Raw genomic sequence first — 24,779 nt, 5'->3', positions numbered from 1 at the left:
ATACTCAAACAAAAAACGAGTTTGTTCGGAAAATCCGAAAAATGACGTAATATAACTAAATTTTCTGAATATTTCAGAAAATCTATGGTATAATACTAAAAACACTGTTTAGAAAGAGATATCAATGAATAAGTCCTACTTTTATTTGGATATGAAAACGCATGAATTGGAAGTGCCATTTACTACTAGAAAACGCCGTGTCCGTGTTTTATTGCCAAAAGGATATGAGGAAGATACGGATAAAACCTACCCTGTTGTCTATTTCCATGACGGGCAAAATGTCCTGTACAGTAAAGAAGCCTTTTCAGGACATTCTTGGAAAGTCATTCCGACCATCAAGCGAAATCCTGATATTGCAAAAATGATTATCGTGGCCATTGACAATGATGGTGCCGAACGTATGCACGAATACGCTGCCTGGAAGTTTAGCGAGATGGGTATTCCAGGTGTCCAGTTTGGTGGCAAGGGTACTTTATATGCCGAATTTGTTATGGATGTGGTCAAACCTTTTATTGACCAAACCTATCGCACCAAGTCTGACAAGAGCCACACAGCCATGATTGGCTCATCACTTGGTGGCAACATCACTCAATTTATGGGACTGGCCTACCAGGACCAAATCGGTTGTCTGGGAGTATTTTCATCAGCTAACTGGCTCCATCAAGAAGCTTTTGACCGTTACATTGAGCGACAAGCACTGGATAAGGACCAACGAGTTTATATCTACGTCGGAACAGAAGAAGCGGATGATACAGATAAAACCCTGATGGCAGGTAATATCAAGCAATCTTATATCAATTCCTCGCTAACTTACTACCGTCAATTGATAGCAGGTGGAATTGATTTGGATAATATCGCCTTGGAAGTTGTTTCCGGTGCCGTCCACAACGAAGAAGCTTGGGCAGCTTATCTGCCAGATTGCTTGCGCTTTTTAAGCGAAAAGTGGTAATGTAACGAAATAGTTAGGAGAATGAATATGCATGTAGAATTTTTAAGTCATTGGTCAGGAAACCTTGGTCGTGAAATGAACGTCAATCGTTATGGTCACGCAGGTATTCCTGTGGTAGTGTTTGCTTCTTCAGGTGGTTCTTACAATGAGTATGCGGATTTTGGGATGATTGAAGCTTGTCGTGGCTCTATCGAGGCAGGTCATGTTCAATTTTTCACCCTAACCAGTTATGATAAGGAAAGCTGGTTGGCGGACTGGAAATCCATTCATGATAAGGCAGAGGCTCACCGTGCTTATGAGCGCTATGTGATTGAAGAAGCTATTCCATTTATCAAACATAAAACTGGTTGGTTCGACGGTATGATGACGACTGGTTGCTCTATGGGTGCCTACCACGCGCTGAATTTCTTCCTCCAGCATCCAGATGTTTTCACAAAAGTCATCGCGCTTTCAGGTGTCTATGATGCTCGTTTCTTCAACAACAATCAAGACTATGGCAATGACGATGCTGTTTATCAAAACTCACCATCTGACTATATCTGGAACCAAAACGACGGCTGGTTTATTGATAAGTACCGTCAGGCTGATATCATCGTCTGCACAGGTTTGGGCGATTGGGAACAAGACGGCTTGGACTCATTCTATAACCTCAAACGTGCCTTTGAAGAGAAGAATATCCCAGCTTGGTTCGATACCTGGGGCACGGATGTGGCGCACGACTGGGTTTGGTGGAGAAAACAAATGCCATTCTTCCTCCACTCAATCGGACTATAAGCTAGAAAGGACTACCTATGAATTATCTCGTTATTTCCCCTTTTTATCCAGAAAATTTTCAACCTTTCACCATTGAATTGGCTAAAAAAGAAGGCGTTACAGTTCTAGGTATCGGGCAAGAACCCTACGACCAACTGCCTGAGGAGCTCCGCCATGCCCTTACAGAATACTTCCGTGTGGAAGATTTGGAAAATATTGATGAAGTCAAGCGTGCAGCTGCCTTCTTGATATACAAGCATGGTCCGATTGACCGTGTGGAATCCCACAACGAGCATTGGTTGGAAATCGATGCGGCTCTCCGTGAACAATTTAATATCTTTGGAGCTAAGCCAAAACACCTGAAAAAGACTAAATTTAAGTCTGAGATGAAAAAATATTTCAAAAAAGCAGGTGTTCCAGTCGTTCCTGGTGTTGTTGTCAAAACAGAACGTGATTTTGGTAGAGCCTTGAAGAATGTTGGATTCCCCATGATTGCTAAGCCAGATAACGGTGTTGGTGCATCTGGTACCTTCAAAATCGAAAATAAAGAAGATTTTGATCGATTTATTGAAAACTGGGATAGAACCACTGTCTATTTCTTTGAAAAATTCGTCAATTCAAGTATTATCACTACTTATGATGGTTTGTTAGACCATGACGGCAATGTTATTTTTGAAACAGGCTTGACCTATACTCACACACCGTTTGAATTGATGCAAACCAAGAAGGACAATGCCTACTTTATCGAGAAGGAATTAGATCCAAAGTTGGTGGAATATGGCAGATCTATTATCAAGGCATTTGGTATGAGAGAACGTTTCTTCCATATTGAATTTTTCAAGGATGGGGACGACTACATTGCCATTGAATACAATAACCGTATGGCGGGTGGTTTCACAGTTGAAGCTTACAACTATGCCCATTCTATCGACCTTTTCCGTGATTACGCAAACATTGTAACAGGTGGTGATGTTGAAGAAAGACGATTCGATTCACAATACTGCTTGGTGGCAACTCGTCGTGATACAACAGATTATGTCCACTCAGCAGATGATATTCATCAGAAATTTGCTGATAAGATTAAGACTGTTAAACGCATGCCAGACGCCTTTGCGGAATTGCAAGGAAATGATGCCTACCTCCTTGTGACAGAGAGCAAGGAAGTGTTGGATGACATGATTGCCTATATTGGTTTAACAAAATAGAATGAATTGAAAGATGCCTAAAATGGTGTCTTTTTTTCTTTCCTTACAAAGCTGTAAGTTTACATGTCAGAACTGTAAGTGAGTACAGAAAGAATATTTTCTATAATAGACTTATAAGAAACAGAAAGAAGGAAATCTCATGTCATTCAAATTTTTACAAGCCAAACATATTTTTGGTAAAACACGAGAGAGCAAACGACTAGAAAAACAGGAAAAACAAGCTGAATTTCTATTCGAATTAGAACACGAACTCTTTCAACGCAACTGGATGTACTAGGAGGTTTAGGTGGTGAAATCGTATAATGCATATCAACTGAAACTCGCTATGGCTTGCTTAATGGTTTTGGATCATCTAAAAATCATACCAGATTTTATCCCAGACCAACTTAGCATGGTCTTTCACATGGTCACTCGATGTGTTGCAGTCTTTTTTGCCTACATGTTGGTGGAAGGGTTTCTTCATACGAGAAATATCAAAGCCTATCTTTTGCGACTATATGGTGCAGCAGGACTGATGGCCGCTGGAAATACTTTGATAAACAGTCTTTACCAATCAAAAGATATTTACATCGGTAACAATATCTTTCTAACATTGGCTGTTGGATTAACCATGCTTATTTGTTTGAAGGAGTTTAAAAATAATAGTAGACCTCGACAAGTGATTCAAGTTGTCCTAGCTGGTTTGTGCTTGATAGTCGGGGCAGCATTCACAGAAGGAGGGGCAGTTGTCTTACCATTTATTCTCATCACTTACTTAGGTCGTAAGACGCCGTTCAAAAGAAATCTCGCCTACATATTGTTTGCCTTTCTCTTGCTAGTATCTTCCTATCATCCCTATGAAACCATTGAAATGACCGTACAAATGATGCTCTACAATGCAGACTGGCTGTTTATTTTGGTCCTACCAATTCTTGGTCTATATAATGGACAAGCAGGGCCCCGCACAGCGTTTTCACGTTATTTCTTTTACATCTTCTATCCGCTTCATTTGTGGCTACTGGCAACGATCGCCTATTTTCTATAAACTTACAATCTTGTAAGTTTTAACGTCAGAACTGTAAGAGAATAGGTTGACTAAATCATCTATAATAAACTCATTAGAAACAGAAAGAAGGAAATTATATGTCATTCAAATTTTTACAAGCAAAGAGAATAGAAGAAAAGGTATTCTCTGAAAAAGAGAAGATTGAACTCATGGAACAAGCTGCATTCTTGGAAGAGCTTGCCCATGATTTGCAAAGTATGCGATTTATGGCATACTAGAGGGAGGAAACGATGAAAAAGAAAGTATTTAGCTTGCTGGCTTTGGGCAGTATAATGCTAACCGCTTGTTCTTCCTCTTCAGCAAGCCTTAGCTTTGATGAGGGTTATCAAACCTTTCATTACAAGAGAAAAGACTATGCCGTTAGCAAACAGGAAGTTGCCGAAGATAGTATTCAAGGAACAGAAGTTCAGTTTATGGAATGGCCCGTTGTCAAAGAAGAAGGGGCAGTGAAAAAGACAGTATCCTTGAATAATCTCTATGTAACCACTAGCAATGACTGGGCCATCGGTGTCCAGGATGGTTATTATAAGGTGGATTTAGAAGATAATATTGCTGAATCAGACCGAATCGACTATCAAGCATTACTTGATACAGTTGATTTATCCAAAGAAAACAATTAGGAGTTTATATGTTATTAGAAATCAATCATTTAGAAAAAGTTTACCGCACGCGCTTTTCAAAAGAGGAAACTCGTGCCTTGCAAGATGTGGATTTTAAGGTAGAAGAGGGCGAGTTTATCGCTATTATGGGGGAAAGTGGTTCTGGTAAGACGACTTTGCTCAACATTCTAGCAACCCTGGACAAGCCGACGAGGGGCTCTGTTATCTTAAGCAATCAAGACATCACCAAAATCAAGGAAAGCAAGCTGGCAGATTTCCGTTTGCGTAACCTAGGCTTTGTCTTCCAAGATTTTAATCTCTTGGACACCCTGTCCATCCAAGACAATATCTTTTTACCTCTGGTATTGGCCCGTACCAGCCATGAGGAAATGGAAAAACGTTTGAAAGTTTTGGCGCCAAAACTGCGGATTCAAGATTTGCTGAAAAAACGTCCTTTTGAACTATCTGGTGGACAGAAGCAGCGCGTGGCCATTGCCCGTAGTTTGATTACCCAGCCACAGATTGTCCTAGCAGACGAACCGACGGCGGCTCTAGATTATCGCAATTCAGAGGACTTGCTGAATTTGTTTGAAGAGATTAACCGTGACGGCCAAACCATTCTCATGGTGACCCACTCAGCCAACGCAGCCAGTCATGCCAAACGGGTTCTCTTTATCAAGGACGGTCGCATTTTCCATCAACTATACAAGGCAGGCAAGAGCAATCAAGACTTTGCCAAGGAAATTTCGCTCAATATGTCTGCACTTTTAGGGGGTGAGTAGATGTTTTACCTCAAACTTGCTGGGCAAAATATCCGAAAATCCATGGGTGTGTTTGCTCCTTTTGTTTTAGCCAGTCTGGTCCTCTTTACCTTGATTTGTTCTATGTTCTTACTCATGCTCAGTCCAGTAATGAAGACCATGGGCTCAGGTGCCATTTCTATCGGTCTTGGCGTGATTGTTCTGACCATTTTCTCGGTCATTATGGAAATATATAGCTTTAATTTCCTCATGCAGCAACGGACTAGGGAGTTCGGGCTTTACAATATGCTGGGGATGAACAAGAAAAAAGTAGCCTTGATAGCCAGCCTAGAATTGATGATGATATTCTTACTGGTTGTGGTTCTTGGTTCTGTCTTAGCTGGTGTGTTTGCAAATGTTCTCTACTTGATTTTTGTCAATATAACACATTATAGTGATTTGCATTTTGGAATAGCCCCTTTGGCCTTTGTCATGACCGCCTTTCTCTTTGCTGGTATCTTCTTTCTCTTGGAATTGCTAGCCATTCGGACCATTGGTAAGACCAGTCCGCTGATTTTGTTCCGAGCTAGTGAGAAAGGGGAGAAGGAGCCAAAAGGCAATGTCCTTCTAGCTGCTCTTGGTGTAGTGGGACTGGGTATTGGATACTACCTATCACTTTCATCTAAAGCAGAAGGTGTAGCTCTTATCTTTCGGTTCTTTATCGCTGTGCTCTTTGTTATTGCGGGGACCTATCTGTTCTACATCAGCTTTATGACTTGGTATTTGAAGGCTCGTCGAAAAAACAAGCGGTATTTCTATACGCCAGAGCATTTCATTACGACTTCGCAGATGATTTTTCGGATGAAGCAGCACGCAACGGGTTTGGCCAATATTACGTTACTTGTAGTCATGGCCTTTGTGACCATTGCAACAACGACTTCACTTTATACTGGCATGTCAAGCATGACAAGTGGTCTTTATCCAAAGGAAACATCTATTACCTACAAAGTTGCGGATAGAAGTCAGGGTGAAAGTGCCTATCAGCAATCGGTGCTCAGCCATTTTCCAGAAAAAGCGGAAGATAGTCTGTCCTACCTGACCTACCAAGCTGGTCTGGTCTATGACGGTGGGAAGGAGATTGTCATTAGTCCAGAAACCATTGCCAATCCAGACTTTAGCAAAATAGCCTTTACCTACTTCGTCACCCAAGATGATTTCCGGAAGTTGGGCAATGACCTGCCAGAGCTGGCTGCCAATCAAGTTGCCTTTATGCGTCCGAGCGAAAAACCATCGCTGAAGAAGCTTGTTTTGGGCGATCAAACCTTTGAGAATGTAGCCAATCTTGACCAGGCTATTTTCCCAGACATCACCAATACGCTAAATGCCGCCGTTATGGTAGTCAGTGATGACACTGTATTGAATACTGTTCGTGAGTATTATGAGTCCAATAATCCGCAAGGCTATCAGGTTAGTCTGGACTACCGTGTCTTTACTGATATGACCAATGAGGAAGTGGCCACTCTTGGTGAGCAGGCAGGCGATGCCTATAATATCAGTGATGCTAATGGAGAATCTTTAGGATACGTCATGCAGAAAACAGATTTCAATAATATGCTCATGGGCCTCAGAGGCGGTTTCCTCTTCACAGGCTTCTTGTTGGGTATTAGTTTCTTGCTAGGTGCTGCCTTGATTATTTACTACAAGCAGTACTCGGAAGGGCATGAAGACAAGAAATCCTACAAGATTCTACAAGAAGTGGGCATGAGTGCAGCAGCGGTCAAAAAGACCATTAACTCGCAAACACTTACGGTCTTCTTTATGCCACTAGCTATGGCGACCTTGCATTTCGTGATTTCTCTTGTTATGCTTAAGCAAATGCTATTGACCCTTGGTGTCACCTCTTCGCTTATGATTTATACCGTCAGCGGAATTACCCTACTGGCAGTCGCTCCGATTTACTTTGTCATTTACAAGTGGACCAGTCGCACCTATTACCGCATTATTGAACGGTAGAAGAAGTCTCGCCTTGTGCGAGATTTCTTGCATTTTCAGGGAAATGGTGTTACAATGGTAATACCAAAGGAATACTATAAGAGGTAAGAAAAATGGCAGCTATCACATTGAAAGTTTCTGAGCAGGACAAGCTCTTTATGCAGGCTATGGCAAAGTTTGAAGGTGTCAGCTTGTCAGAACTCATTCGGACTAAAACCCTTGAAGCCCTTGAAGATGAGTACGACGCCCGTGTGGCAGATATTGCTTGGGCAGAATACCAAGAAGACTTGGCGAATGGAATTGAGCCGATAACATTAGAACAAATGGCTGAGGAGTTGGGCATTGAGTTATAAGGTTATTTTGTCTGCTAAGGCCCAAAAGCAAATTCGAAAGTTGGATAAAACTGCTGCAAGTTTGATTTTGCGGTATCTTTATAAGCATATTGACGGGTGTGACAACCCCAGACAATACGGAAAAGCCTTGACGGCCAATCGTTCTGGCCAATGGCGGTACCGTATTGGCAATTATCGGGTCATCGTCAGCATTGAGGATGATAAATTGATCGTAACAGCCCTTGAAGTCGGGCATCGAAAAGAAGTATATAAATAAAAAGCCAAGACCTGTGTCCTGGCTTTTGCAGAATGAAGAAGATGAAAAAAGAGAAGATTTATATTGTTGAAGATGATGAGATGATTGTCCAGCTCTTGAAGCAGCATCTGGGCAAATCTTATCAGGTAGAAAGCGTGCAGAATTTCCGAGCTGTCAGTCAGGAAGTGACTGAAATCAAGCCTGATTTAGTCTTGATGGACATTAGTCTACCCTATTACAACGGCTTTTACTGGACGACAGAAATCCGTAAAACCATGACCATACCCATTATCTTTATCTCCTCTAGCGATGATGAGATGAATGCGGTCATGGCCATGAACATGGGTGGGGATGATTTTGTGTCCAAGCCTTTTTCACTAGGGATTTTGGATGCCAAAATCGGTGCCTTCTTGCGTAAGGTCAATCAATTCAGCAAATCAACTGACTTGTCTATCGACCAATTCCAGCTTAGTTTGGACGGGCGTTTTTCAAGCGAATCGGAACAGGTTCAGCTTTCGCCTACAGAAACCAAGATTTTATCCACCTTACTAGAAAGACAAGGGCAGATTGTCAGCAAGGAAGAACTCTTGGAAAAACTCTGGGAAAATGAAGAATTTATCGACCAGAATACCCTCAATGTCAACATGACTCGTCTGCGAAAGAAGGTGAGTGAAGTGGGATTTGACCGTATTCATACTGTTCGTGGCGTGGGGTACCTGGTCAAATGATAGCAAAATTTATCCGAGAATACCGTAGTTTTTACTTCACCTATCTGGTCTTGGCTGGTAGTTTTATCTTGCTCTTTTATCTTTACAAACTGCCCTCCGAATTTCTGCAAAAAGCTCTGCTATTGTCCCTAACCCTCTTGATCCTTCTGACTGCAGGGCTTTTCTGGAAGTTTCGCAACCGCATGAGAGCCTTGGAAGACTATGTTCATGAAGAAGCTCTGCCCCTGCTGAATAAGCCTGTGGACCTTGCCTATCTCAACTTGATTGAAGCGGAGAAGGAGGCGACGCGGGAGCAGCTTTTGGTCTATAAGTCACGAGAAGAAGACCTGCAAGCTATGGTTAAAATGTGGTCTCACCAAATGAAAGTGCCTCTGGCTGCCCTGTCTTTGATGAGCCAGACTGACAATCTCAACCAGCAGGATGTCGATCACCAGCTCTTACGCTTGGATAATTACATGGCAAATCTCCTCAACTACCTCAAACTGACCAACCATGCCAGTGATTTTCGCTTTGAGCAGGTAGAGGTGAGAGAAGTAGTTGTGGACTTGGTCAAAAAATACCGTAATCAGTTCTTGCAAAAAGACATTTCAGTGACCATCGATGGAAATTGGTTACTGAAAACCGACAGAAAGTGGCTCAGTTTTGCCCTATCACAGATCATCGACAACGCCCTCAAGTACAATAAGACAGGTGGTAAGGTAGCCATTGAACTGAATGAGGGAATTTCTATTTCCGATACGGGAATTGGGATTCTAGCCGAAGACATTCCACGCCTGTTTGACGAGGGATTTACAGGTTTTAATGGCCGTGAACACCAAAAAGCGACAGGTTTTGGGCTTTATTTGACAAAGCGTGTTTTAAGTCAATTAGATTTAGGCATTACAGTGGAAAGCCGAGTAGACGTCGGCACCACTGTAACCATCACCAAAGTACAGTAGGAGCTGTACTTTTTCCTTTTGAAAGCGTTTTGATTTTGTGATATACTGAAACTACTAGAAAATCAGGAGGTTACTATGTCACACCATCATGTTTTGCAAAACGGATCGGATATTCGTGGAATTGCTATCGCTACAGACGAATATGCTGTCAATCTCACTCCACAGGCCACCAAGGAAGTGGTTCGCGGACTTATTCATTGGCTGACCCAGAAGCCTGAACTTGCTCAAGCCTATCAAAAAGGACAACTCAAGATCGGTATCGGTCGAGATAGCCGCCTCAGCGGTCCAGACCTGGTTGCCGCCTTCACAGAAGAAGCGGTGCGTTTGGGCGTTCAGCTGTTCGACTTCGGTATGGCCACTACGCCAGCCCTCTTCATGAGCACCCAGTATCCGCAGTTCAAGTGCCACGCTGGTGTCATGATCACTGCCAGCCACCTGCCTTATTACTTCAACGGCATTAAGATTTTTTCGGAAAATGGCGGAGCAGAGCATGAAGATATTGACTTCATCCTCTCACATAGTGAAGACTTGCCGGCTTCTGACCTTGGAAGTGTGACCCAAGCAGACTTGATTACGCCTTATGCCCAAGACTTAGTTGGCAAAATTCGTACCGCTTGTGGCGGACAAGAAAAACCACTTGCCAATCTCAACATTATCGTCGACGCTGGAAATGGTGCAGGCGGATTTTTTGCTGAGAAAGTGTTGGCAGAGCTAGGGGCAGATACCACAGGTTCACAATTCCTAGACCCAGACGGAGCCTTCCCAAATCACGTTCCAAACCCTGATAACAAGGAAGCTATGGAAAGTATTCGTCAGGCTGTCTTGAAGCAAGGTGCAGATCTTGGTATTATCTTTGATACCGACGTTGACCGTGCAGCACTAGTGACCAAGTCAGGTCAAATTCTCAACAGAAATAACCTGATTGCTGTGCTTAGCCAGATTATCCTAGCTGAACATCCAGGTACCAGCATTGTGACCAATTCTCCAACCTCTGAACACCTTAAAGTCTTTATCGAAAGCCTGGGCGGCAAACAAATTCGCTATATTTCAGGCTACCGTAATGTCATCAACCGTGCTATTTTAGTCAATCAAGAAGGAGTTGATTGCCAGTTGGCTATCGAAACCTCTGGACATGCTGCCTTTAAGGAAAATTACTTCCTCGATGACGGGACCTATGTGGCGGCTAAGATTCTCATGCTCTTACCAAAACTGCAAGCGGAAGGCAAGTCCTTGGACGACTTGATCGCCCAGCTTAAACAACCGCTGGAAACCCAAGAAGTGCGGTTCAAGCTGGACGCCACAGACTATCGAGCACTGGGTGAACAGGTAATTGCTGATCTCAGAAATACCAACCTCGAAGGCTTTGCTTTTAACCCAGAAAACGAAGAAGGAGTGCGATTTGACCTGACTGAGCCTTATGGTGACGGCTGGCTCTTGCTCCGTATGAGCCTCCACGAGCCACTTTTAGTCTTGCAGGTTGAAAACGACCAGACTGGCTATATTCCTGCCGTTTTACGAACACTCTCAACCTTTTTGGACCAGTACCCAGCAGTTAATCAGGAAAAATTGAAAGAATTGCTATAATTGGAAACACGAGTAAGTTTGAGCTTACTCGTGTTGTTTTACATAATTTATATTACATAAAGTTATAATTTATCCAGAGCATTTTTTTGCTCATCGTTGACGATATGGGTATAGAGGTCGGTGACCTGGGTATTGGCATGGCCCAGTTGGTGACTGACCAGAACTTGCGACTTGGTGGCGTCGTAGAGGCGAGTTGCCAATGTATGACGGAGTTTGTGGGGGGTTACGCGTATCTTGAAGTCCGCAGAATACTTAGCCACCATTTTCTCAATGGAAGAAGCGTCGATGCGGTTAGGTAGACCACGGTACTCAGACAGGAAAAAAGCCGTATCCGTTTTTTCAGCCTTGTAGCGTTGCTGGCGAATGCCCATGTAGGCTTCTAAGTAAGGCTTAGCAAATCCTGCCACATTGACCGAGTCCCGCTTGCCACCTTTACGCGTTACCTCAATCATCATCATCTTGAGGTTGACATCACGGAGGTCCAAATTGACTGCCTCAGACAGACGAACGCCAGATGCCAAGAGAAGTGCCAAGATCGCCAAATCCCGCTCCTTATTTTTCTGGAAGGATGATAGGGCACGTTTGGACAGCTTAACCTGGTATTCCTTGTCCACATAGTCCAAAAACTCCGTGGTTTCATCGCCCAAAAAGAGCTTCTGCTTGATGTTCTCCGCCCGCGCCGCCAAGGTTTCCTTCTTCTTCTTGGTGGACACCTTCTTCATGACATTGCGGTAGAAGTAGGGCTCGCCTTGTTCGTTTTCCACTTCTTCGGTTAAATACTTGAAGAGACTAGAAAGTGCCGATAGGGTACGGTTAATGGTGGTCTGCGACACCCCATTCTGCGTGGTATTGGCGTTCAGCAGGGGACGCTCCCGCAGATAAAGAATAAAGGCTTCCATATCTTTTTTGGTCAAATGTTCCAGAATATCCAAGGGAATGTCAGCAATCCGTTCCACAGATACCAAATCCGAATCCTGTAACCATTCAAAAAAACGACGGTATTCTTTCAAGTATTCATACAAGGTTGTAAAACTGTAAGGCACAGATAACTTTGATTGGTAATATTCCAAGACATACCAAGGCATGATTTCTTTTAGCTGTTCAATTTTTTCCAGTAATAACTCACGACGCATGTATTTCTCCTGATTTTAGTTATATGAGTAGTATAGCATAACCTTATATAAGTTTCAAGAAAATTATAGTTTTTCGGAAAGATGTATGGGAGTATAGTTCGGGTCATAACCAAAAAAAATTTTTTAGGAAAAATCAGCTAAAAATGTACTTAATTCAAGGCTAAACTGGAAATTATAGATACCCTCATTTTTCCATAAAAATGTACTTTATTAACTAGAAAACTGGAAATTTTTTCAAAAGTACATTTTTCTAGTTAATTTGATACCTAAAACTATGTTTTCGGACATTGAGATACCCCCCAATTTTTATATAAATTTAAAACAGATCTATACTTTAGACCTGTTTTATTATTTCTTAAATTGAACAAAATGAGCTCGTTTTCCCCAAATTTCAAGTTGAAATTAGCCACCCATAGGAAATTCACTCGATACCCTCCCATTATACCAAACCAATCCAGACAAGGTAATCTTGTCTGGATTGGTTTATGGCAACATCTGATAGGATGAGCTCTTAGTTATATCTCTTTTTCTTAATTCCTTTCCGTTCACCAGACTTTCCTCGATGGAATTGGCAATCGACTGGTCTGCTTGACGAAAGGCTTATGCCACCGTGTTCAAGTAGTTATCCAGCTGCTCAACTGTCGAAACAATCTCTTGACTCACTGACTTAAGCTGACTAGTAGTGGAAGCTACCTTTTCTTTCGAAGCATCATCAGAGTCGAAAAAGTCTGCGCTATCTGCGATCATCCCAGACATATCCACATAGCTGGCTTCGATGCTTGTAAGCTGTTCGGGGTTAATTCTCTTTTGACTACTCATTCTGAAACCTCCTCAGTTTGTTTGAAATAGCGAAGAAAGTCTTCACGACTATTGACTTCATGTGCTTGACCGTCAATGGAGTACTCTACAGGAATAGTCACCCCTTGATAAAGATCTTCTGGCTGGGGATAAAAGAGTTCCAAATTATCCAAAATGGTCGCAATAGACTCGGAATCCTCCAATAGATAGATAGACTCTTTCTCGAGCAGGGCTTGATAGATTTCTGACTCCGTCTGTGCCAAGACCGACCGATCTATGGTACTTGTCTCCGGAATCACAATCTCACCCTCTTCATTGGTAGTCAAGCTAATAGTATTGTCCAGACCGTAAATTGCAATACCTTGGGAATTCAAATTAGTTTCTAGAACAGTGCTTAAGCCCCAGATATCAACAGGAAATTCTGTTGGTTCTTCCACATTCTCAAAAACCTCCCCTGTTTTAATATCTAAATAAACTGATCGTTTGGATTCACGGCCTTCCCCCACCTTACGGATAACTAGTCGGAGAACTATCTGAATGCCTAGCTGAGATATTTTTCGCCCTCTACTATCATAAATATAGTCTTTATCAAAGTTCTGGATCGCTTGATGGATATCAATCTCTTTTTGACGAATATCACCCTCTTCAGAAGTGTATACGATAAGTTTAAGATACTCTCCATCCTCCAGTTGATGCCTATCAAACGCTACTTCTCCCAAAAATCCTTGTTTCACAGAGCTCGATTCAGGAATCTCTTTCAAGCGAAAAGAAAGATAGGTGATATAGCCATTCAATGATTCAGGCCATTCTTCTTGATTGACATAGGGAGAGTATGCCAGACGTTTGTCAACTTCTTCCTTGGGAGTAGCTTCCCAGGTGATGAGGGCTGATGAACGCCCTTTCAAAAACTGGTAATCCTCTATGTAACTATCCCAGCTGGTATAGTCATAGTCCTTATTTATCTTACTGTCCTTGTAGAAATAGTAGCCCAGTCCAGAGACTAGGATAAAAACAGCACCCATGACGAGTAGAATAAGTTGTCGCTTACTAATTCTCATCCTACTGACCTCCTTCCTCCTCAAGAATATCGTACTTATTCTCAAGATAGTCCAATATTTATTATCCTTATTTCTATAAAATTATACCATTTGTTAATAACAAAATACAATATATGATAAAAATTTGTGTAGAGAATTTACCAATTAGAGGAAACATCAAAATATATTGGAGATTTTAATAAATAATAACTGAGGGTGGATGAAATACCACTTATTTCACGCTATGTTGGTATGTCTTCAAATACCTACTATCTCATAGAAAAAAATAGCATTACCCCAAAAAAATCCTTTATAATAATATAATGCGACCGAAAAAAATGTACTTTTGAAAGTGCAGAACTTTATCAAATTGTGGATGATAAATGTACTTTTCAAAAGAGATATCAAGAATAAGATAAACTAATCATTATGTACAATAAATAACCCTATTCAAAAGTACAAAATAAAAATAAAGTACATTTTTCAATCAATGTACTTTATGCTTCTATCCCAGTATTATCAAGGGTTTAGACCATGTAAGGTCAATTGTTCATAAATTTTTAGTTTTTGCTATAATACAAACAAATACGAAAGTATGTTTTATGCTTGATTTTGTTCCTATTAACCCTGATAATTGGCGAGTTCCGTTATCTGTTTCTCTTGACCAAGCGGAGTTTGTCGCCGATAAGGTAACGACCTTGGCACGTGCCTTTGCTTATCGAATGTTTGATAGTCAGGCTTATTTGATTTACCAGCAAGATTGTCCTGTTGGCCTGATTTTATATCATGATTTTCCTGAACGACAAGCCTATCTCATCTCTGAATTCTTTATTGATTCCAATTATCAGCGACAAGGTTTGGGTCGTCAGGCTATGACACAGTTGCTGGAAAAATTCCGCTCAGAAAGAAAATTTTCAGCTATTCAGCTCTGCATTTTATCCCAAAACACCCCAGCCAAAGCCTTGTATCAATCGCTTGGCTTTGTTGAAACTGGCGAATACGATGAAGACGAGATTGTATTGCGACTAGAATTCTAAAAAAATTTACACAATATAAATTATGTAAACATTATTAACTTCTGTGACTGAGTTGCAGGATTAAATCCATAGCTGTTTTTCGATTTCGGAAATAAAGTTTTATTCCACTGGACTTCAAGCGTTTGGTAAAGGCACTTTGGCTCAGTTTCATCTTCTCGGCAATTGGCTTTTGCTTAAATTCTTCCTGATAGACTTTATTGCTGATTAAGAATTCAAACAAGTCTGTTTGTGAACTATTCCAAGTAGCTTTGATAAAATCACTTGAAGTAAGTAAAGGATTGATAACACGGTCGATTTGCTTGTATTCAGAAGAAAAAGCAACTAGGCTACTACCATAATCATCCTTATCTTGAATGACCTTTATCGCTTTCTGTGCTTCCCAATAAGCAGGTCCATCCACTCCAATGCTTTGTTTTGGGTCGATGACTGTCAAAATTTTCCCCAGACCAATTCCAAATTTAATTTCTAGCTGATCACGAAAAGCCAGTTGAATTTGGTCAATCATTAAAAATATATGAGGGTTAGGCTTGCATAGGGCTTGAAATTCATCTCCCTTTGTAAGGGTAAATGGCGATGCCAAGTTCTGAGCGAAGGAATAGTTGATACTATTCATCTGCTGTTTTAGACCTTCTATAGTGTTCGAACGCTGGGAAACCTGTTTTGAATGGATAATATTTCCTATTATTGCGATATAATTCATGACTTGTCCTTTGTTTATCGTTATTTTTCTATTGTAACGGACATCACGAAAAATGTCGAGTATGAAGGACTTTTTTAAAACTTTCCTTTATAACGGAAATTATGAATGCGAAATAGCGCTCTTTTCTACCATCCTACTCCTATTTTCTATTGCTAAAACTTAACCACTTTGAACAAAAAAGTAAAAAGAAGAGATTATTTTCTCTTCTTTTTGGCTTTCTTGATTTTATTGGCTTGGCGTTTCATAGCTTGTTTCATTGCAAATTCACCGATTTTACCTTTCAAACCGCCTCCAAACATTTGGGACATATCTGGCATGCCAGCTCCTCCCATTAGTTGGCTCATATCAGGCATTCCTGCACCGCCCATCATATCTTCAAGAGCAGACATATCCATACCGTTCATATTTGGCATATTTTTAGGAAGATTATTTGGATTGATGCCCATTTGCTTCATCATTTTGCTCATATCGCCAGACATGACACCCTGCATCATGGTTTTAGCCTGATTGAAATCCTTGATAAATTTATTGACTTCGACAAAGCTATTTCCAGAACCGTTAGCAATACGACGGCGACGACTAGGCGTCAACAAATCTGGATTTTCTCGTTCGGCTGGTGTCATAGAGGATACGATAGCTCGTTTTCGTGCAATTTCACGCTCATCAACTTTCAAGTTGGCAAGGGCCGGGTTACCAGCCATACCTGGAATCATCTTCAACAAGTCTTCCATTGGTCCCATGTTTTGAACCTGGTCCAGCTGATCGATGAAATCGTTGAAATCAAAGGTATTTTCACGCATTTTTTCAGCGAGTTCTAATGATTTCTTCTCATCGTATTCTTTGCTGGCTTTTTCAATCAAGGTCAGCATGTCACCCATGCCCAGAATACGTGAGGACATACGGTCTGGGTGGAAGGTTTCGATGTCGGTGATTTTTTCACCAGTACCGGTAAATTTGATTGGCTGACCAGTAATGTGACGGACAGACAAGGCTGCACCACCACGTGTATCACCGTCAATCTTGGTCAAAATCACACCAGTAATAGCCAGCTGATCATTGAATTCACGCGCAACGTTGGCAGCTTCCTGACCAATCATGGCATCGACGACCAAGAGGATTTCATTTGGCTGAGCAAACTCTTTGATTTCTCTCAATTCGGCCATAAGGGCTTGGTCAATCTGCAAACGACCGGCCGTATCAATCAAGACATAGTCATTATGATTAGCTTTGGCTTGTTCTAAACCTTGACGTACAATCTCCAGGGCAGGGACTTGATTACCCAACTCGAATACAGGTACATCAATTTGTTGACCAAGGGTCTTTAACTGGTCAATGGCAGCTGGACGATAAATATCGGCCGCAATCAAGAGAGGACGAGCATTCTCTTCCTGCTTGAGTTTGTTGGCCAACTTACCTGTAAAGGTTGTTTTACCCGCACCCTGCAAACCAGCCATCATGATAATGGTAGGAATTTTTGGTGACTTGATAATGTCAGACGTTTCAGACCCCAATACAGCCGTCAATTCTTCATCAACGATTTTAATGATCTGTTGAGCGGGGTTCAGGGTTTCAATGACTTCGTGACCAATGGCACGTTCACGCACCTTCTTGATAAAATCTTTTACAACAGGAAGAGCAACGTCGGCTTCTAGTAAGGCCAGACGGATTTCCTTGGTTGCTTCTTGGATATCACTTTCAGAAATTTTCCCCTTACGACGTAGGTTTTTAAAAACACTCTGCAAACGTTCTGTTAAGCTTTCAAAAGCCATATACTTCCCCTCTTACTCTCTATTATCAATGCTGGTTAAAATGGCGATTTTCTCCTTCAAATAAGCATCTTCTGGATACTTAGTGAGTATTTCGTCGAAAATCTGACTACGCACCACATAGTCAGAATACATATGCAGCTTCATCTCATAATCTTCCAGCAATTTTTCTGTTCGTTTAATGTTATCATAGACCGCTTGACGGCTAACTTGAAATTCCTCAGCAATCTCAGCCAAGCTATAATCATCTGCATAATATAGCTCAATGTAGTTCATTTGCTTATCTGTCAGCAAGGCTGCATAGAATTCAAACAAGGCGTTCATTCGGTTGGTTTTTTCAATTTCCATAAGCTTTATTATATCAAAAATTCCGTCTTAAATAAATAGAAACATCTGCTTCCGTACCTAGAAAACAGATGTTGTTTACATAATTTATGTTATGTTGCAAAAATAGGAAAACATATACTAATTATTCTCCAGATAAAACTCGAATCGTTCACCAACATACTGGCTATTGACATACTCAAAGGCTTGACCGTCTTCCAGATAAGAAACCTGTCTTAAAGCTAGAATAGCTTGATTTTTCGAAATCTCTAAATATTTGGCAACCTTTTCATTAGCCAGTCGGGCAAAAATGGTTTGTTTACTTGTTCCGATCCGATAGCCATTATCAATAAGGGTTTTGAAGAAATGGTTAGTCACATCTTCCTTGGGAACGTTCTTAATCAAGCGTTCGGGAATGCTGGCTACCTCATAGACCACAGGGACATTATCAGCATAGCGAACCCGCTCCATCCGAATAACGTATTCTCCCTTGCCTAAAGCAAGTTGCTCAACTTCTTTCTCATTTGGTTTGGTACGAGTATAAGACAACAACTGACTGCTCGGCATTTTCCCTTGGAGTTGTACCAATTCAGTAAAAGAGGTTGTTCCACGCATCTTTTCTTGGACCCGTGTGCTGGCTACATAGGTGCCAGACCCCACCTTACGTTGAAGAACCCCTTCTTCGACCAGCAGGGTAATGCCCTGGCGCAAGGTCATCCGTGAAACGCCAAACTCGTCAGCCAAATCGCGCTCGCTTGGCAAACGCTGTCCAACCGCCCAAACTCCCTTGTCAATCTGTTCTTTTAATTTATCATGAATGGTAATGTATGCTGCTTTCATCTGTCTAGCCTTTCTTGCTTCTAGTTTACCAAAATATCAAGATTTTGACCAATATAGACCGATTTTTATCTGTAAAAATCTCGCAGACAAACAATCAAGCCCCTTTCCCTATAACAAAATCAGTAAAATCCATAAAAAAACGAACGCTTGTTTTCGAAAAATCTTCCATAGTTTGCAAAACAGATATTTAACAATTATAGTTTGGAAAATGTTCGTTTTTATGATAAAATAAGGAACAGTATTTGAATTATTTTCAAAATGAAAGGGAAAAACATGACAAAACAAGATGTCCAAAAAATTATTGTATTGGATTATGGAAGTCAATACAATCAGCTCATCTCACGTCGCATTCGTGAATTTGGTGTCTTTTCTGAATTGAAAAATCACAAGATTACTGCTGAAGAAGTTCGTACTATCAATCCGATTGGTATCGTTCTTTCAGGTGGTCCAAACTCTGTCTACGCTGAAAATGCCTTTGATATTGATCCAGAAATCTTTGAATTAGGAATTCCTGTCTTGGGGATTTGCTACGGTATGCAGTTGATCACGCATAAATTAGGTGGTAAGGTACTACCTGCTGGCGAGGCTGGAAACCGTGAATATGGTCAATCAAACTTGCAATTGAAAGCTGAATCAGCCTTATTTGCAAACACACCTGAAGAGCAATTGGTTCTTATGAGCCATGGTGATGCCGTAACGGAAATTCCTGAAGGTTTCCACTTGGTTGGTCTATCTGCTGATTGTCCTTTTGCAGCTATTGAAAACACTGAACGCCGTATCTACGGTATCCAATTCCACCCAGAAGTTCGTCATTCGGTATATGGCAATGACATTTTGAAAAACTTTGCTTTTGGTATCTGTGGAGCCAAGGGTGACTGGACCATGGAAAACTTCATTGAAACTGAGATCGAAAAAATCCGCCAGACTGTTGGGGACAAGAAAGTTCTACTTGGTCTTTCAGGCGGTGTTGACTCATCTGTTGTCGGTGTCCTTCTTCAACGCGCTATCGGTGACCAATTGACCTGTATTTTCGTTGACCACGGTCTTCTTCGTAAAAACGAAGGCGATCAGGTAATGGAGATGTTGGGTGGCAAGTTCGGTCTCAATATCATTCGCGTTGATGCTGCCAAACGTTTCCTAGACCTTCTTGCTGGCGTATCTGACCCTGAAAAGAAACGTAAAATCATCGGTAATGAATTCGTTTACGTATTTGACGACGAAGCAAGCAAGTTGACGGATGTTGAGTTCTTGGCGCAAGGTACTCTTTATACTGATATCATCGAGTCTGGTACCGATACGGCTGAAACAATCAAATCTCACCACAACGTTGGCGGTCTTCCTGAAGATATGCAGTTTAAGTTGATTGAACCGCTCAACACTCTCTTCAAAGATGAGGTACGCGCTCTTGGTACTGCTCTTGGGATGCCTGAGGAAGTTGTATGGCGTCAGCCATTCCCAGGACCAGGTCTTGCCATTCGTGTCATGGGTGAAATTACCGAAGAAAAACTTCAAACTGTTCGTGAATCAGACGCTATCTTGCGCGAGGAAATCGCCAAAGCAGGTCTTGACCGCGATGTGTGGCAATATTTCACAGTCAATACTGGCGTTCGCTCCGTAGGTGTCATGGGTGATGGTCGTACATATGACTACACCATCGCCATCCGCGCTATCACTTCTGTTGATGGAATGACTGCTGATTTCGCAAAACTACCATGGGAAGTCCTTCAAAAAATCTCTGTCCGCATCGTAAACGAAGTTGACCACGTCAACCGTATCGTCTACGATATCACAAGCAAACCACCAGCAACAGTTGAGTGGGAGTAAAACAGTCTGAGTATAGACTGTTTTACCCGTCGCCTAAAAATAAAAGAGCGTCGCTAGTCCAGTGGACTAATTTACCCGATGCCTAAAAACGAAAGAGCATCGTTGCCTGGGGATAGGCTCTATCAGCCAGTCCATCAAGACTAATTTACCCGACGCTATAGAAGAAAGAATAACTACAACCCGTAGAAAGCTAATTTCTACGGGTTTCTTGTAACTAAATTTTCCCTATTTCTACTTGCTTCCATTGTTTTTAAATGATACTATATAGACATAGAAAGGAGAGCTTTTTATGCAGAAAAAATGGAAATTTCTAGTTATTGGATTCTTTTTCATTATAGGAGTAACTGGTCTTGGTCTTCACTGGTTTGGTCAGGAGCAACAGCGCTTGCTAAATGAGCAGTTTAAGCCCTTGAATTTGCAAATCAATGCTGATACTGGAACCAAGATTGATGCTATTGGTGGTCCGCAAAAACCGAGGATTATTGGATTTTTTCAGAAAGACCAGACCACTGCTATCAGCCAGCGGATTACAGCTACTTCTGAAGAGGTAGCGAAAACAGCCAGTCCAGATGGTTTGACCCAGAAAGAATGGATTGTTCTCTATCCTCAAACTCGTACCAGTCCTTTTACGAATGCATCTGCCTACGCTCTTATGAAAACCACTATTACGGCAGATTGGTTACAAGTTCGGACTAGCCAGGAGGAAGAACTGGAAGTCTTTTATGAAAAAAACAATGAGAGTCTACTTACCTTACAAGATTTGATTGCGGATAAAGAAAAGTTTCGTGAACAGCTAGAGCAGGTCTTGGCTAGCTCTCCTGCACAAACGGAAGATGCCAAAAAAGTCCATGAAGAACTCCTCAAAACATTTGCTGTAGAAGATTGGTCGGATATTTCATTTGCCTACGAGCAGGAGAGTTTGGTATTGCCACAAGCCATCATTTCCATGTCTGTCTTTGTGGAGAGTTTGAACGACACCTACTTTTCAGACCAGACCTTGACAGCATTTCGAGCTCAAGTACAAGCGGATACCTCTTCTGCTACCACAATCTATTATCCCTGATTTGTCCCCCCTAGCCCAGCCTTCCAGTCCTTAGTCGGTTGGGCTTTTTAGAAAGGAACTGACATGAAGCTTGACTACAAACGTACCATTTATATCGGTATGGCATTTTTGGGTATTTCTGCTTTTTGGCAGCTATATGATGTGATTATCCCCTTGATTTTGGAAAACCAGTTCGCTCTGGATAAGACCTGGACGGGTCTGGTCATGTCCCTGGACAATATCCTCTCCCTCTTTCTCCTTCCCTTCTTTGGAGCCATTTCAGATCGGCTGAATTGTAAGTACGGTCGTCGGCTTCCCTTTGTCTTTGTTGGGACTGTCTTGTCCGTCATCGGTCTGCTACTGCTACCCTATGCAACTAATCAGCACTCCTTCTGGCTCTTTAATCTGGGCTTGGGAATTGTCTTGCTGGCCATGTCCATTTCCCGCGCACCTGCTGTGGCCCTCATGCCTGACCTAACACCAAAAGAATTGCGGAGCAAGGCCAATGCTGTTATCAATCTCATGGGGGCGGTCGGGGCCATTTTTGCCCTCTTGGCTATTCGCTTTCTGGTCGGCAAGTCTGACCAACCTGACTATACTGCTGTTTTCTTGGCTGTCGCATGCATCTTGTTGGTCAGCTTTGCTATTTTAGGTTGGAAAATCAATGAAAGGACCATGAGTGTGGATGAGATTTCTGAGACAATAGCAGAGCAGGCTAGTCAGAAACTTCCAAGGGAAGTCAAACGATCCTTTCTCTTCTTGCTGACCTCTATTTTCCTCTGGTTTATGGCCTATAATGGCATTACAACAGCCTTCTCTCGTTATGCTATCGCGGTCTGGGATATGTCTGCTGGTGAGGTAGCCACTTCGCTAATTGTCGCTACCATTGTTGCCATTGTCAGCTACATTCCATCAGGTTTTGTAGGAACTGCTTTGGGAAGAAAAAAGGCTATTCTGATTGGCATTTGTTTGGTTACTACAACCTATGGACTGGGGATTGTCTTTACCAGTTTTTCCCCTCTTGTCTATCTGTCCTTTGCTATTATGGGTATGGGCTGGGCTTTTATCAATGTTAATTCATTACCCATGCTGGTGGAGATGAGCCATCACTCGGATGTTGGCAAATACACTGGCATGTATTACACTGCTTCTATGGCTGCTCAGATTGTGACACCTATTTTGTCTGGTTTTCTTATGCAGTCACTTGGTTTTAAGATACTCTTTCCCTATGCTCTTATCTTCTCTCTTCTTTCCTTCGGAACAATGACTGTAGTTCGGCATGGTGATAGCAAGCTTGAAAAAGAAAGGCTGTAATGGATTATGATGTATTGGTTACTGAGCATTCTTGTATTTTTGCTTGGTTTGTTCTTCTACCTACTAGCTCCACGGAGGAAGGTGGTGGATTTTGAGCCTTTTCTAAACTGGGATTATGCCCACCGTGGTTTTCATGACAATGCAGGATCAGCACCTGAAAACAGCCTGCTGGCTATTCAGTTAGCGGTCGAGAAGGGCTACGGGATTGAGTTTGATATTCGACTGACCAAAGACGGTCAACTGGTCGTCTTTCATGATGAAACCCTCAAGCGAACCTCTGGGATTGACCAAAACATCGAGGAATTGACCTATGAGGAGCTACTATCTTTCAGCTTGTTCGCCAGTAAGGAGAGAATACCCTTGCTATCGCAAATCCTGTCGACAGTGGCTGGGCGCGTGCCTTTGATTGTGGAGCTCAAGTCGGAGTCCATGGAGGTGGCGGATTTGTGTCGGCGGACCATAGCAGAGCTGGATACTTATGAGGGATTGTTTATGGTAGAGTCCTTTAATCCCTTGGTGGTGGCCTATTTCAGAAAGCACCGTCCCAACTACTTCCGCGGACAACTATCAGGTAATCTCGAAGGCAAAAAAGGTGTTTCTTATACAGTCGTACGGCATTTGCTGTCCAATGTAATAGCTAGACCAGACTTTGTCTCCTATGATCATCTTTACCAAAATAATCTTAGTCTGCGACTAATGAAGGTTATTTTCGGTATTCCTTTGATTTGTTACACAGTCAAAAATCCACAAGAGTATGAAAAGAACAGATCCATGTTTGACCTGCAAATCTTTGAAGGTTTTGATCCAAGGCAACTTAATAAAAAACAGGAATAATATACAAGTCATCCCCTATTGTTCTTTAAACAGGGGATATCTTCTATATAACTGTTTAACAAATTAAACTTTTGTCTGGATTTGAAATATATTTTTTGCTATACTAATCATATGAAAACTATGACACTTGGAAAATTACTGGCATTACCCCATTTTCATCATTTTTATAACCTGCCTATTAGTGAAAATTGGGAAGGACTCGAAAATTATATAGTTGTTTTTGAACAGAATGGTCAAGCTGTATTTGTTGATTTGAATAGTGAAGTTGGTCACACTTACGAGGCACGTTTTGCTAGTCATTTTCATAAAGACAATCTTTTAGTTGGTTTGGGGGCTGTTCCTGTCAGCACCTGGCCTACTTGCCAAATCCTTACCATAGAGAAAAATAGCAATCAGAGGGGGATTGCCCTTGCTAACTTAGTTGAACATTACGGACACCTATCTGTTTTTAAGGAAATAGCAGAGCAGTATCGACTACGTGAACGTTCAACGATTTATGACCCCTACCGCTATTCCTATACCATTGATGAGAAGAAAATTGACAAGACCAGTCAATTAAATCTGGTACCCCGTAAAGAATACGAAAAAATTAGAGATTTTCATCCATTTTTACAGACAAATAGGGGAAATGTTTATGCTGTACCTTGTTACTACAAGGACAATAAAAGAAATCGAGAAACAAAAATCTATATCATGGGCTGGTATTTTTACGAGAAACAGTTAAAAATATCCTGGAAACCATCTCATTCCAGAAAAAGTCGATGGCGTTCCTCGATAGTTTCGGTAGATAAGCTGTCTGAACGCTACTTTTTCCAGGGAGAACTTTATAAGAAAGGCTCCTTTCCCATTTTCTTGGATAATCTCATCATACAAAATAAAACCTACCAAAAGCGGTTAGACACAGAATTCGCCGCCTTCATCAGTATCATTGAAAAACAAAAGCAAGCAGCCAAATTGCGCATAAAATAAGGCTGAGCTTAATGAGCCCAGCCTTATGATGCCAAGATGT

27 protein-coding genes are annotated in these 24,779 nt (G+C 41.6%); 20 read left to right on the top strand and 7 right to left on the bottom strand.

The genetic code is table 11. The features are described from left to right. Nucleotides 1–124: 124 nt before the first annotated feature. From PW252_RS06035 to PW252_RS05970, 14 genes are all read left to right on the top strand, one after another. The gene (locus tag PW252_RS06035; RefSeq protein ID WP_248050044.1) at nucleotides 125–949 is read left to right on the top strand and encodes an alpha/beta hydrolase; all 825 of its coding nucleotides are present in this window, start codon (nucleotides 125–127) and stop codon (nucleotides 947–949) included. A gap of 27 nt (nucleotides 950–976) precedes the next feature. Then, complete coding sequence (locus PW252_RS06030; protein WP_105144605.1) at nucleotides 977–1,723, top strand: esterase family protein; 747 nt, start codon at nucleotides 977–979, stop codon at nucleotides 1,721–1,723. A 17-nt stretch (nucleotides 1,724–1,740) separates the two neighbouring features. After that, nucleotides 1,741–2,907 (top strand): ATP-grasp domain-containing protein, encoded by a 1,167-nt coding sequence (locus tag PW252_RS06025; protein WP_248050046.1) that lies wholly within the window; start codon nucleotides 1,741–1,743, stop codon nucleotides 2,905–2,907. Between the two features lie 139 nt (nucleotides 2,908–3,046). Next, on the top strand, nucleotides 3,047–3,184 hold the full coding sequence (locus PW252_RS06020; RefSeq protein WP_248050049.1) for a hypothetical protein: 138 nt from the start codon (nucleotides 3,047–3,049) through the stop codon (nucleotides 3,182–3,184). Between the two features lie 12 nt (nucleotides 3,185–3,196). Continuing rightward, on the top strand, nucleotides 3,197–3,931 hold the full coding sequence (locus tag PW252_RS06015) for a TraX family protein (RefSeq protein WP_248050052.1): 735 nt from the start codon (nucleotides 3,197–3,199) through the stop codon (nucleotides 3,929–3,931). A gap of 98 nt (nucleotides 3,932–4,029) precedes the next feature. Next, nucleotides 4,030–4,170, top strand: a complete 141-nt coding sequence (locus tag PW252_RS06010) for a hypothetical protein (protein ID WP_044688597.1) — start codon at nucleotides 4,030–4,032, stop codon at nucleotides 4,168–4,170. A gap of 12 nt (nucleotides 4,171–4,182) precedes the next feature. Continuing rightward, complete coding sequence (locus PW252_RS06005; RefSeq protein ID WP_248050055.1) at nucleotides 4,183–4,572, top strand: NisI/SpaI family lantibiotic immunity lipoprotein; 390 nt, start codon at nucleotides 4,183–4,185, stop codon at nucleotides 4,570–4,572. An 8-nt stretch (nucleotides 4,573–4,580) separates the two neighbouring features. Next, entirely contained in the window at nucleotides 4,581–5,333 is a 753-nt protein-coding gene (locus PW252_RS06000; RefSeq protein WP_248050057.1) for an ABC transporter ATP-binding protein, read from the top strand. Then, entirely contained in the window at nucleotides 5,334–7,304 is a 1,971-nt protein-coding gene (locus PW252_RS05995) for an ABC transporter permease (protein ID WP_248050059.1), read from the top strand. A 92-nt stretch (nucleotides 7,305–7,396) separates the two neighbouring features. Continuing rightward, nucleotides 7,397–7,636: a type II toxin-antitoxin system RelB family antitoxin gene (gene relB / locus PW252_RS05990; protein ID WP_015646833.1), complete on the top strand. Its 240-nt coding sequence runs from the start codon at nucleotides 7,397–7,399 to the stop codon at nucleotides 7,634–7,636. Then, nucleotides 7,626–7,892, top strand: coding sequence for a type II toxin-antitoxin system RelE family toxin (locus PW252_RS05985; protein WP_024418294.1), 267 nt, complete (start codon nucleotides 7,626–7,628; stop codon nucleotides 7,890–7,892). Before relB ends, PW252_RS05985 begins: the two co-directional genes overlap by 11 nt. Nucleotides 7,893–7,933: 41 nt before the next feature. Then, complete coding sequence (locus PW252_RS05980) at nucleotides 7,934–8,599, top strand: response regulator transcription factor (RefSeq protein WP_248050062.1); 666 nt, start codon at nucleotides 7,934–7,936, stop codon at nucleotides 8,597–8,599. Then, nucleotides 8,596–9,537: a sensor histidine kinase gene (locus PW252_RS05975; RefSeq protein ID WP_248050064.1), complete on the top strand. Its 942-nt coding sequence runs from the start codon at nucleotides 8,596–8,598 to the stop codon at nucleotides 9,535–9,537. The genes PW252_RS05980 and PW252_RS05975 overlap by 4 nt, the downstream gene beginning before the upstream one ends. 75 nt (nucleotides 9,538–9,612) lie before the next feature. Further along, nucleotides 9,613–11,121 carry a phosphohexomutase domain-containing protein gene (locus tag PW252_RS05970; protein ID WP_248050066.1) on the top strand — a complete coding sequence of 503 codons (1,509 nt, stop codon included), beginning with the start codon at nucleotides 9,613–9,615 and terminating at the stop codon, nucleotides 11,119–11,121. 62 nt (nucleotides 11,122–11,183) lie between these two features. Here the strand turns inward: PW252_RS05970 and xerS are convergent, their stop codons facing one another. The 3 genes from xerS to PW252_RS05955 all read right to left on the bottom strand — a co-directional run bounded on the left by xerS (nucleotide 11,184) and on the right by PW252_RS05955 (nucleotide 14,110). Further along, complete coding sequence (gene xerS, locus PW252_RS05965; protein WP_248050068.1) at nucleotides 11,184–12,254, bottom strand: tyrosine recombinase XerS; 1,071 nt, start codon at nucleotides 12,252–12,254, stop codon at nucleotides 11,184–11,186. Between the two features lie 600 nt (nucleotides 12,255–12,854). Further along, nucleotides 12,855–13,073, bottom strand: coding sequence for a hypothetical protein (locus PW252_RS05960; protein ID WP_248050070.1), 219 nt, complete (start codon nucleotides 13,071–13,073; stop codon nucleotides 12,855–12,857). Next, nucleotides 13,070–14,110 carry a hypothetical protein gene (locus tag PW252_RS05955; RefSeq protein ID WP_248050072.1) on the bottom strand — a complete coding sequence of 347 codons (1,041 nt, stop codon included), beginning with the start codon at nucleotides 14,108–14,110 and terminating at the stop codon, nucleotides 13,070–13,072. Before PW252_RS05955 ends, PW252_RS05960 begins: the two co-directional genes overlap by 4 nt. 581 nt (nucleotides 14,111–14,691) lie before the next feature. On the opposite strand from PW252_RS05955, the gene PW252_RS05950 reads away from it, so the two are divergent. Continuing rightward, entirely contained in the window at nucleotides 14,692–15,126 is a 435-nt protein-coding gene (locus PW252_RS05950; protein WP_248050073.1) for a GNAT family N-acetyltransferase, read from the top strand. Nucleotides 15,127–15,160: 34 nt separating this feature from the next. Here the strand turns inward: PW252_RS05950 and PW252_RS05945 are convergent, their stop codons facing one another. The 4 genes from PW252_RS05945 to PW252_RS05930 all read right to left on the bottom strand — a co-directional run bounded on the left by PW252_RS05945 (nucleotide 15,161) and on the right by PW252_RS05930 (nucleotide 18,756). Continuing rightward, nucleotides 15,161–15,826, bottom strand: a complete 666-nt coding sequence (locus PW252_RS05945) for a SatD family protein (protein WP_248050074.1) — start codon at nucleotides 15,824–15,826, stop codon at nucleotides 15,161–15,163. 194 nt (nucleotides 15,827–16,020) lie between these two features. Then, the gene (ffh, locus tag PW252_RS05940; protein ID WP_248050075.1) at nucleotides 16,021–17,595 is read right to left on the bottom strand and encodes a signal recognition particle protein; all 1,575 of its coding nucleotides are present in this window, start codon (nucleotides 17,593–17,595) and stop codon (nucleotides 16,021–16,023) included. Between the two features lie 12 nt (nucleotides 17,596–17,607). Continuing rightward, nucleotides 17,608–17,940 carry a putative DNA-binding protein gene (locus tag PW252_RS05935; RefSeq protein WP_024378637.1) on the bottom strand — a complete coding sequence of 111 codons (333 nt, stop codon included), beginning with the start codon at nucleotides 17,938–17,940 and terminating at the stop codon, nucleotides 17,608–17,610. Nucleotides 17,941–18,057: 117 nt separating this feature from the next. After that, on the bottom strand, nucleotides 18,058–18,756 hold the full coding sequence (locus tag PW252_RS05930; RefSeq protein ID WP_105114737.1) for a GntR family transcriptional regulator: 699 nt from the start codon (nucleotides 18,754–18,756) through the stop codon (nucleotides 18,058–18,060). Between the two features lie 273 nt (nucleotides 18,757–19,029). On the opposite strand from PW252_RS05930, the gene guaA reads away from it, so the two are divergent. From guaA to PW252_RS05905, 5 genes are all read left to right on the top strand, one after another. After that, nucleotides 19,030–20,580: a glutamine-hydrolyzing GMP synthase gene (gene guaA, locus PW252_RS05925; RefSeq protein WP_248050076.1), complete on the top strand. Its 1,551-nt coding sequence runs from the start codon at nucleotides 19,030–19,032 to the stop codon at nucleotides 20,578–20,580. Between the two features lie 289 nt (nucleotides 20,581–20,869). Further along, nucleotides 20,870–21,643: a hypothetical protein gene (locus tag PW252_RS05920; RefSeq protein ID WP_248050077.1), complete on the top strand. Its 774-nt coding sequence runs from the start codon at nucleotides 20,870–20,872 to the stop codon at nucleotides 21,641–21,643. Nucleotides 21,644–21,706: 63 nt separating this feature from the next. Then, nucleotides 21,707–22,936 carry an MFS transporter gene (locus PW252_RS05915; protein ID WP_248050079.1) on the top strand — a complete coding sequence of 410 codons (1,230 nt, stop codon included), beginning with the start codon at nucleotides 21,707–21,709 and terminating at the stop codon, nucleotides 22,934–22,936. 6 nt (nucleotides 22,937–22,942) lie between these two features. Beyond that, nucleotides 22,943–23,770: a glycerophosphodiester phosphodiesterase family protein gene (locus tag PW252_RS05910; RefSeq protein ID WP_248050081.1), complete on the top strand. Its 828-nt coding sequence runs from the start codon at nucleotides 22,943–22,945 to the stop codon at nucleotides 23,768–23,770. A 111-nt stretch (nucleotides 23,771–23,881) separates the two neighbouring features. Further along, complete coding sequence (locus tag PW252_RS05905) at nucleotides 23,882–24,739, top strand: hypothetical protein (RefSeq protein ID WP_248050083.1); 858 nt, start codon at nucleotides 23,882–23,884, stop codon at nucleotides 24,737–24,739. The last annotated feature ends 40 nt before the right edge of the window (nucleotides 24,740–24,779 follow it).

This window comes from Streptococcus sp. 29887, from assembly GCF_032595075.1.
Taxonomy (GTDB): Bacteria; Bacillota; Bacilli; order Lactobacillales; family Streptococcaceae; genus Streptococcus; species Streptococcus iners.
The sequence above is the reverse complement of the archived record's forward strand: the minus strand, read 5'-3'. Positions and strand labels throughout refer to the sequence as shown.

Coding starts and splice junctions, on each gene's coding strand:
- PW252_RS06035 (WP_248050044.1), top strand. CDS start 125: ATGAATAAGTCCTACTTTTATTTGGATATGAAAACGCATGAATTGGAA.
- PW252_RS06030 (WP_105144605.1), top strand. CDS start 977: ATGCATGTAGAATTTTTAAGTCATTGGTCAGGAAACCTTGGTCGTGAA.
- PW252_RS06025 (WP_248050046.1), top strand. CDS start 1,741: ATGAATTATCTCGTTATTTCCCCTTTTTATCCAGAAAATTTTCAACCT.
- PW252_RS06020 (WP_248050049.1), top strand. CDS start 3,047: ATGTCATTCAAATTTTTACAAGCCAAACATATTTTTGGTAAAACACGA.
- PW252_RS06010 (WP_044688597.1), top strand. CDS start 4,030: ATGTCATTCAAATTTTTACAAGCAAAGAGAATAGAAGAAAAGGTATTC.
- PW252_RS06005 (WP_248050055.1), top strand. CDS start 4,183: ATGAAAAAGAAAGTATTTAGCTTGCTGGCTTTGGGCAGTATAATGCTA.
- PW252_RS06000 (WP_248050057.1), top strand. CDS start 4,581: ATGTTATTAGAAATCAATCATTTAGAAAAAGTTTACCGCACGCGCTTT.
- PW252_RS05995 (WP_248050059.1), top strand. CDS start 5,334: ATGTTTTACCTCAAACTTGCTGGGCAAAATATCCGAAAATCCATGGGT.
- relB (WP_015646833.1), top strand. CDS start 7,397: ATGGCAGCTATCACATTGAAAGTTTCTGAGCAGGACAAGCTCTTTATG.
- PW252_RS05980 (WP_248050062.1), top strand. CDS start 7,934: ATGAAAAAAGAGAAGATTTATATTGTTGAAGATGATGAGATGATTGTC.
- PW252_RS05975 (WP_248050064.1), top strand. CDS start 8,596: ATGATAGCAAAATTTATCCGAGAATACCGTAGTTTTTACTTCACCTAT.
- PW252_RS05970 (WP_248050066.1), top strand. CDS start 9,613: ATGTCACACCATCATGTTTTGCAAAACGGATCGGATATTCGTGGAATT.
- xerS (WP_248050068.1), bottom strand. CDS start 12,254: ATGCGTCGTGAGTTATTACTGGAAAAAATTGAACAGCTAAAAGAAATC.
- PW252_RS05960 (WP_248050070.1), bottom strand. CDS start 13,073: ATGAGTAGTCAAAAGAGAATTAACCCCGAACAGCTTACAAGCATCGAA.
- PW252_RS05955 (WP_248050072.1), bottom strand. CDS start 14,110: ATGAGAATTAGTAAGCGACAACTTATTCTACTCGTCATGGGTGCTGTT.
- PW252_RS05950 (WP_248050073.1), top strand. CDS start 14,692: ATGCTTGATTTTGTTCCTATTAACCCTGATAATTGGCGAGTTCCGTTA.
- PW252_RS05945 (WP_248050074.1), bottom strand. CDS start 15,826: ATGAATTATATCGCAATAATAGGAAATATTATCCATTCAAAACAGGTT.
- ffh (WP_248050075.1), bottom strand. CDS start 17,595: ATGGCTTTTGAAAGCTTAACAGAACGTTTGCAGAGTGTTTTTAAAAAC.
- PW252_RS05935 (WP_024378637.1), bottom strand. CDS start 17,940: ATGGAAATTGAAAAAACCAACCGAATGAACGCCTTGTTTGAATTCTAT.
- PW252_RS05930 (WP_105114737.1), bottom strand. CDS start 18,756: ATGAAAGCAGCATACATTACCATTCATGATAAATTAAAAGAACAGATT.
- guaA (WP_248050076.1), top strand. CDS start 19,030: ATGACAAAACAAGATGTCCAAAAAATTATTGTATTGGATTATGGAAGT.
- PW252_RS05920 (WP_248050077.1), top strand. CDS start 20,870: ATGCAGAAAAAATGGAAATTTCTAGTTATTGGATTCTTTTTCATTATA.
- PW252_RS05915 (WP_248050079.1), top strand. CDS start 21,707: ATGAAGCTTGACTACAAACGTACCATTTATATCGGTATGGCATTTTTG.
- PW252_RS05910 (WP_248050081.1), top strand. CDS start 22,943: ATGATGTATTGGTTACTGAGCATTCTTGTATTTTTGCTTGGTTTGTTC.
- PW252_RS05905 (WP_248050083.1), top strand. CDS start 23,882: ATGAAAACTATGACACTTGGAAAATTACTGGCATTACCCCATTTTCAT.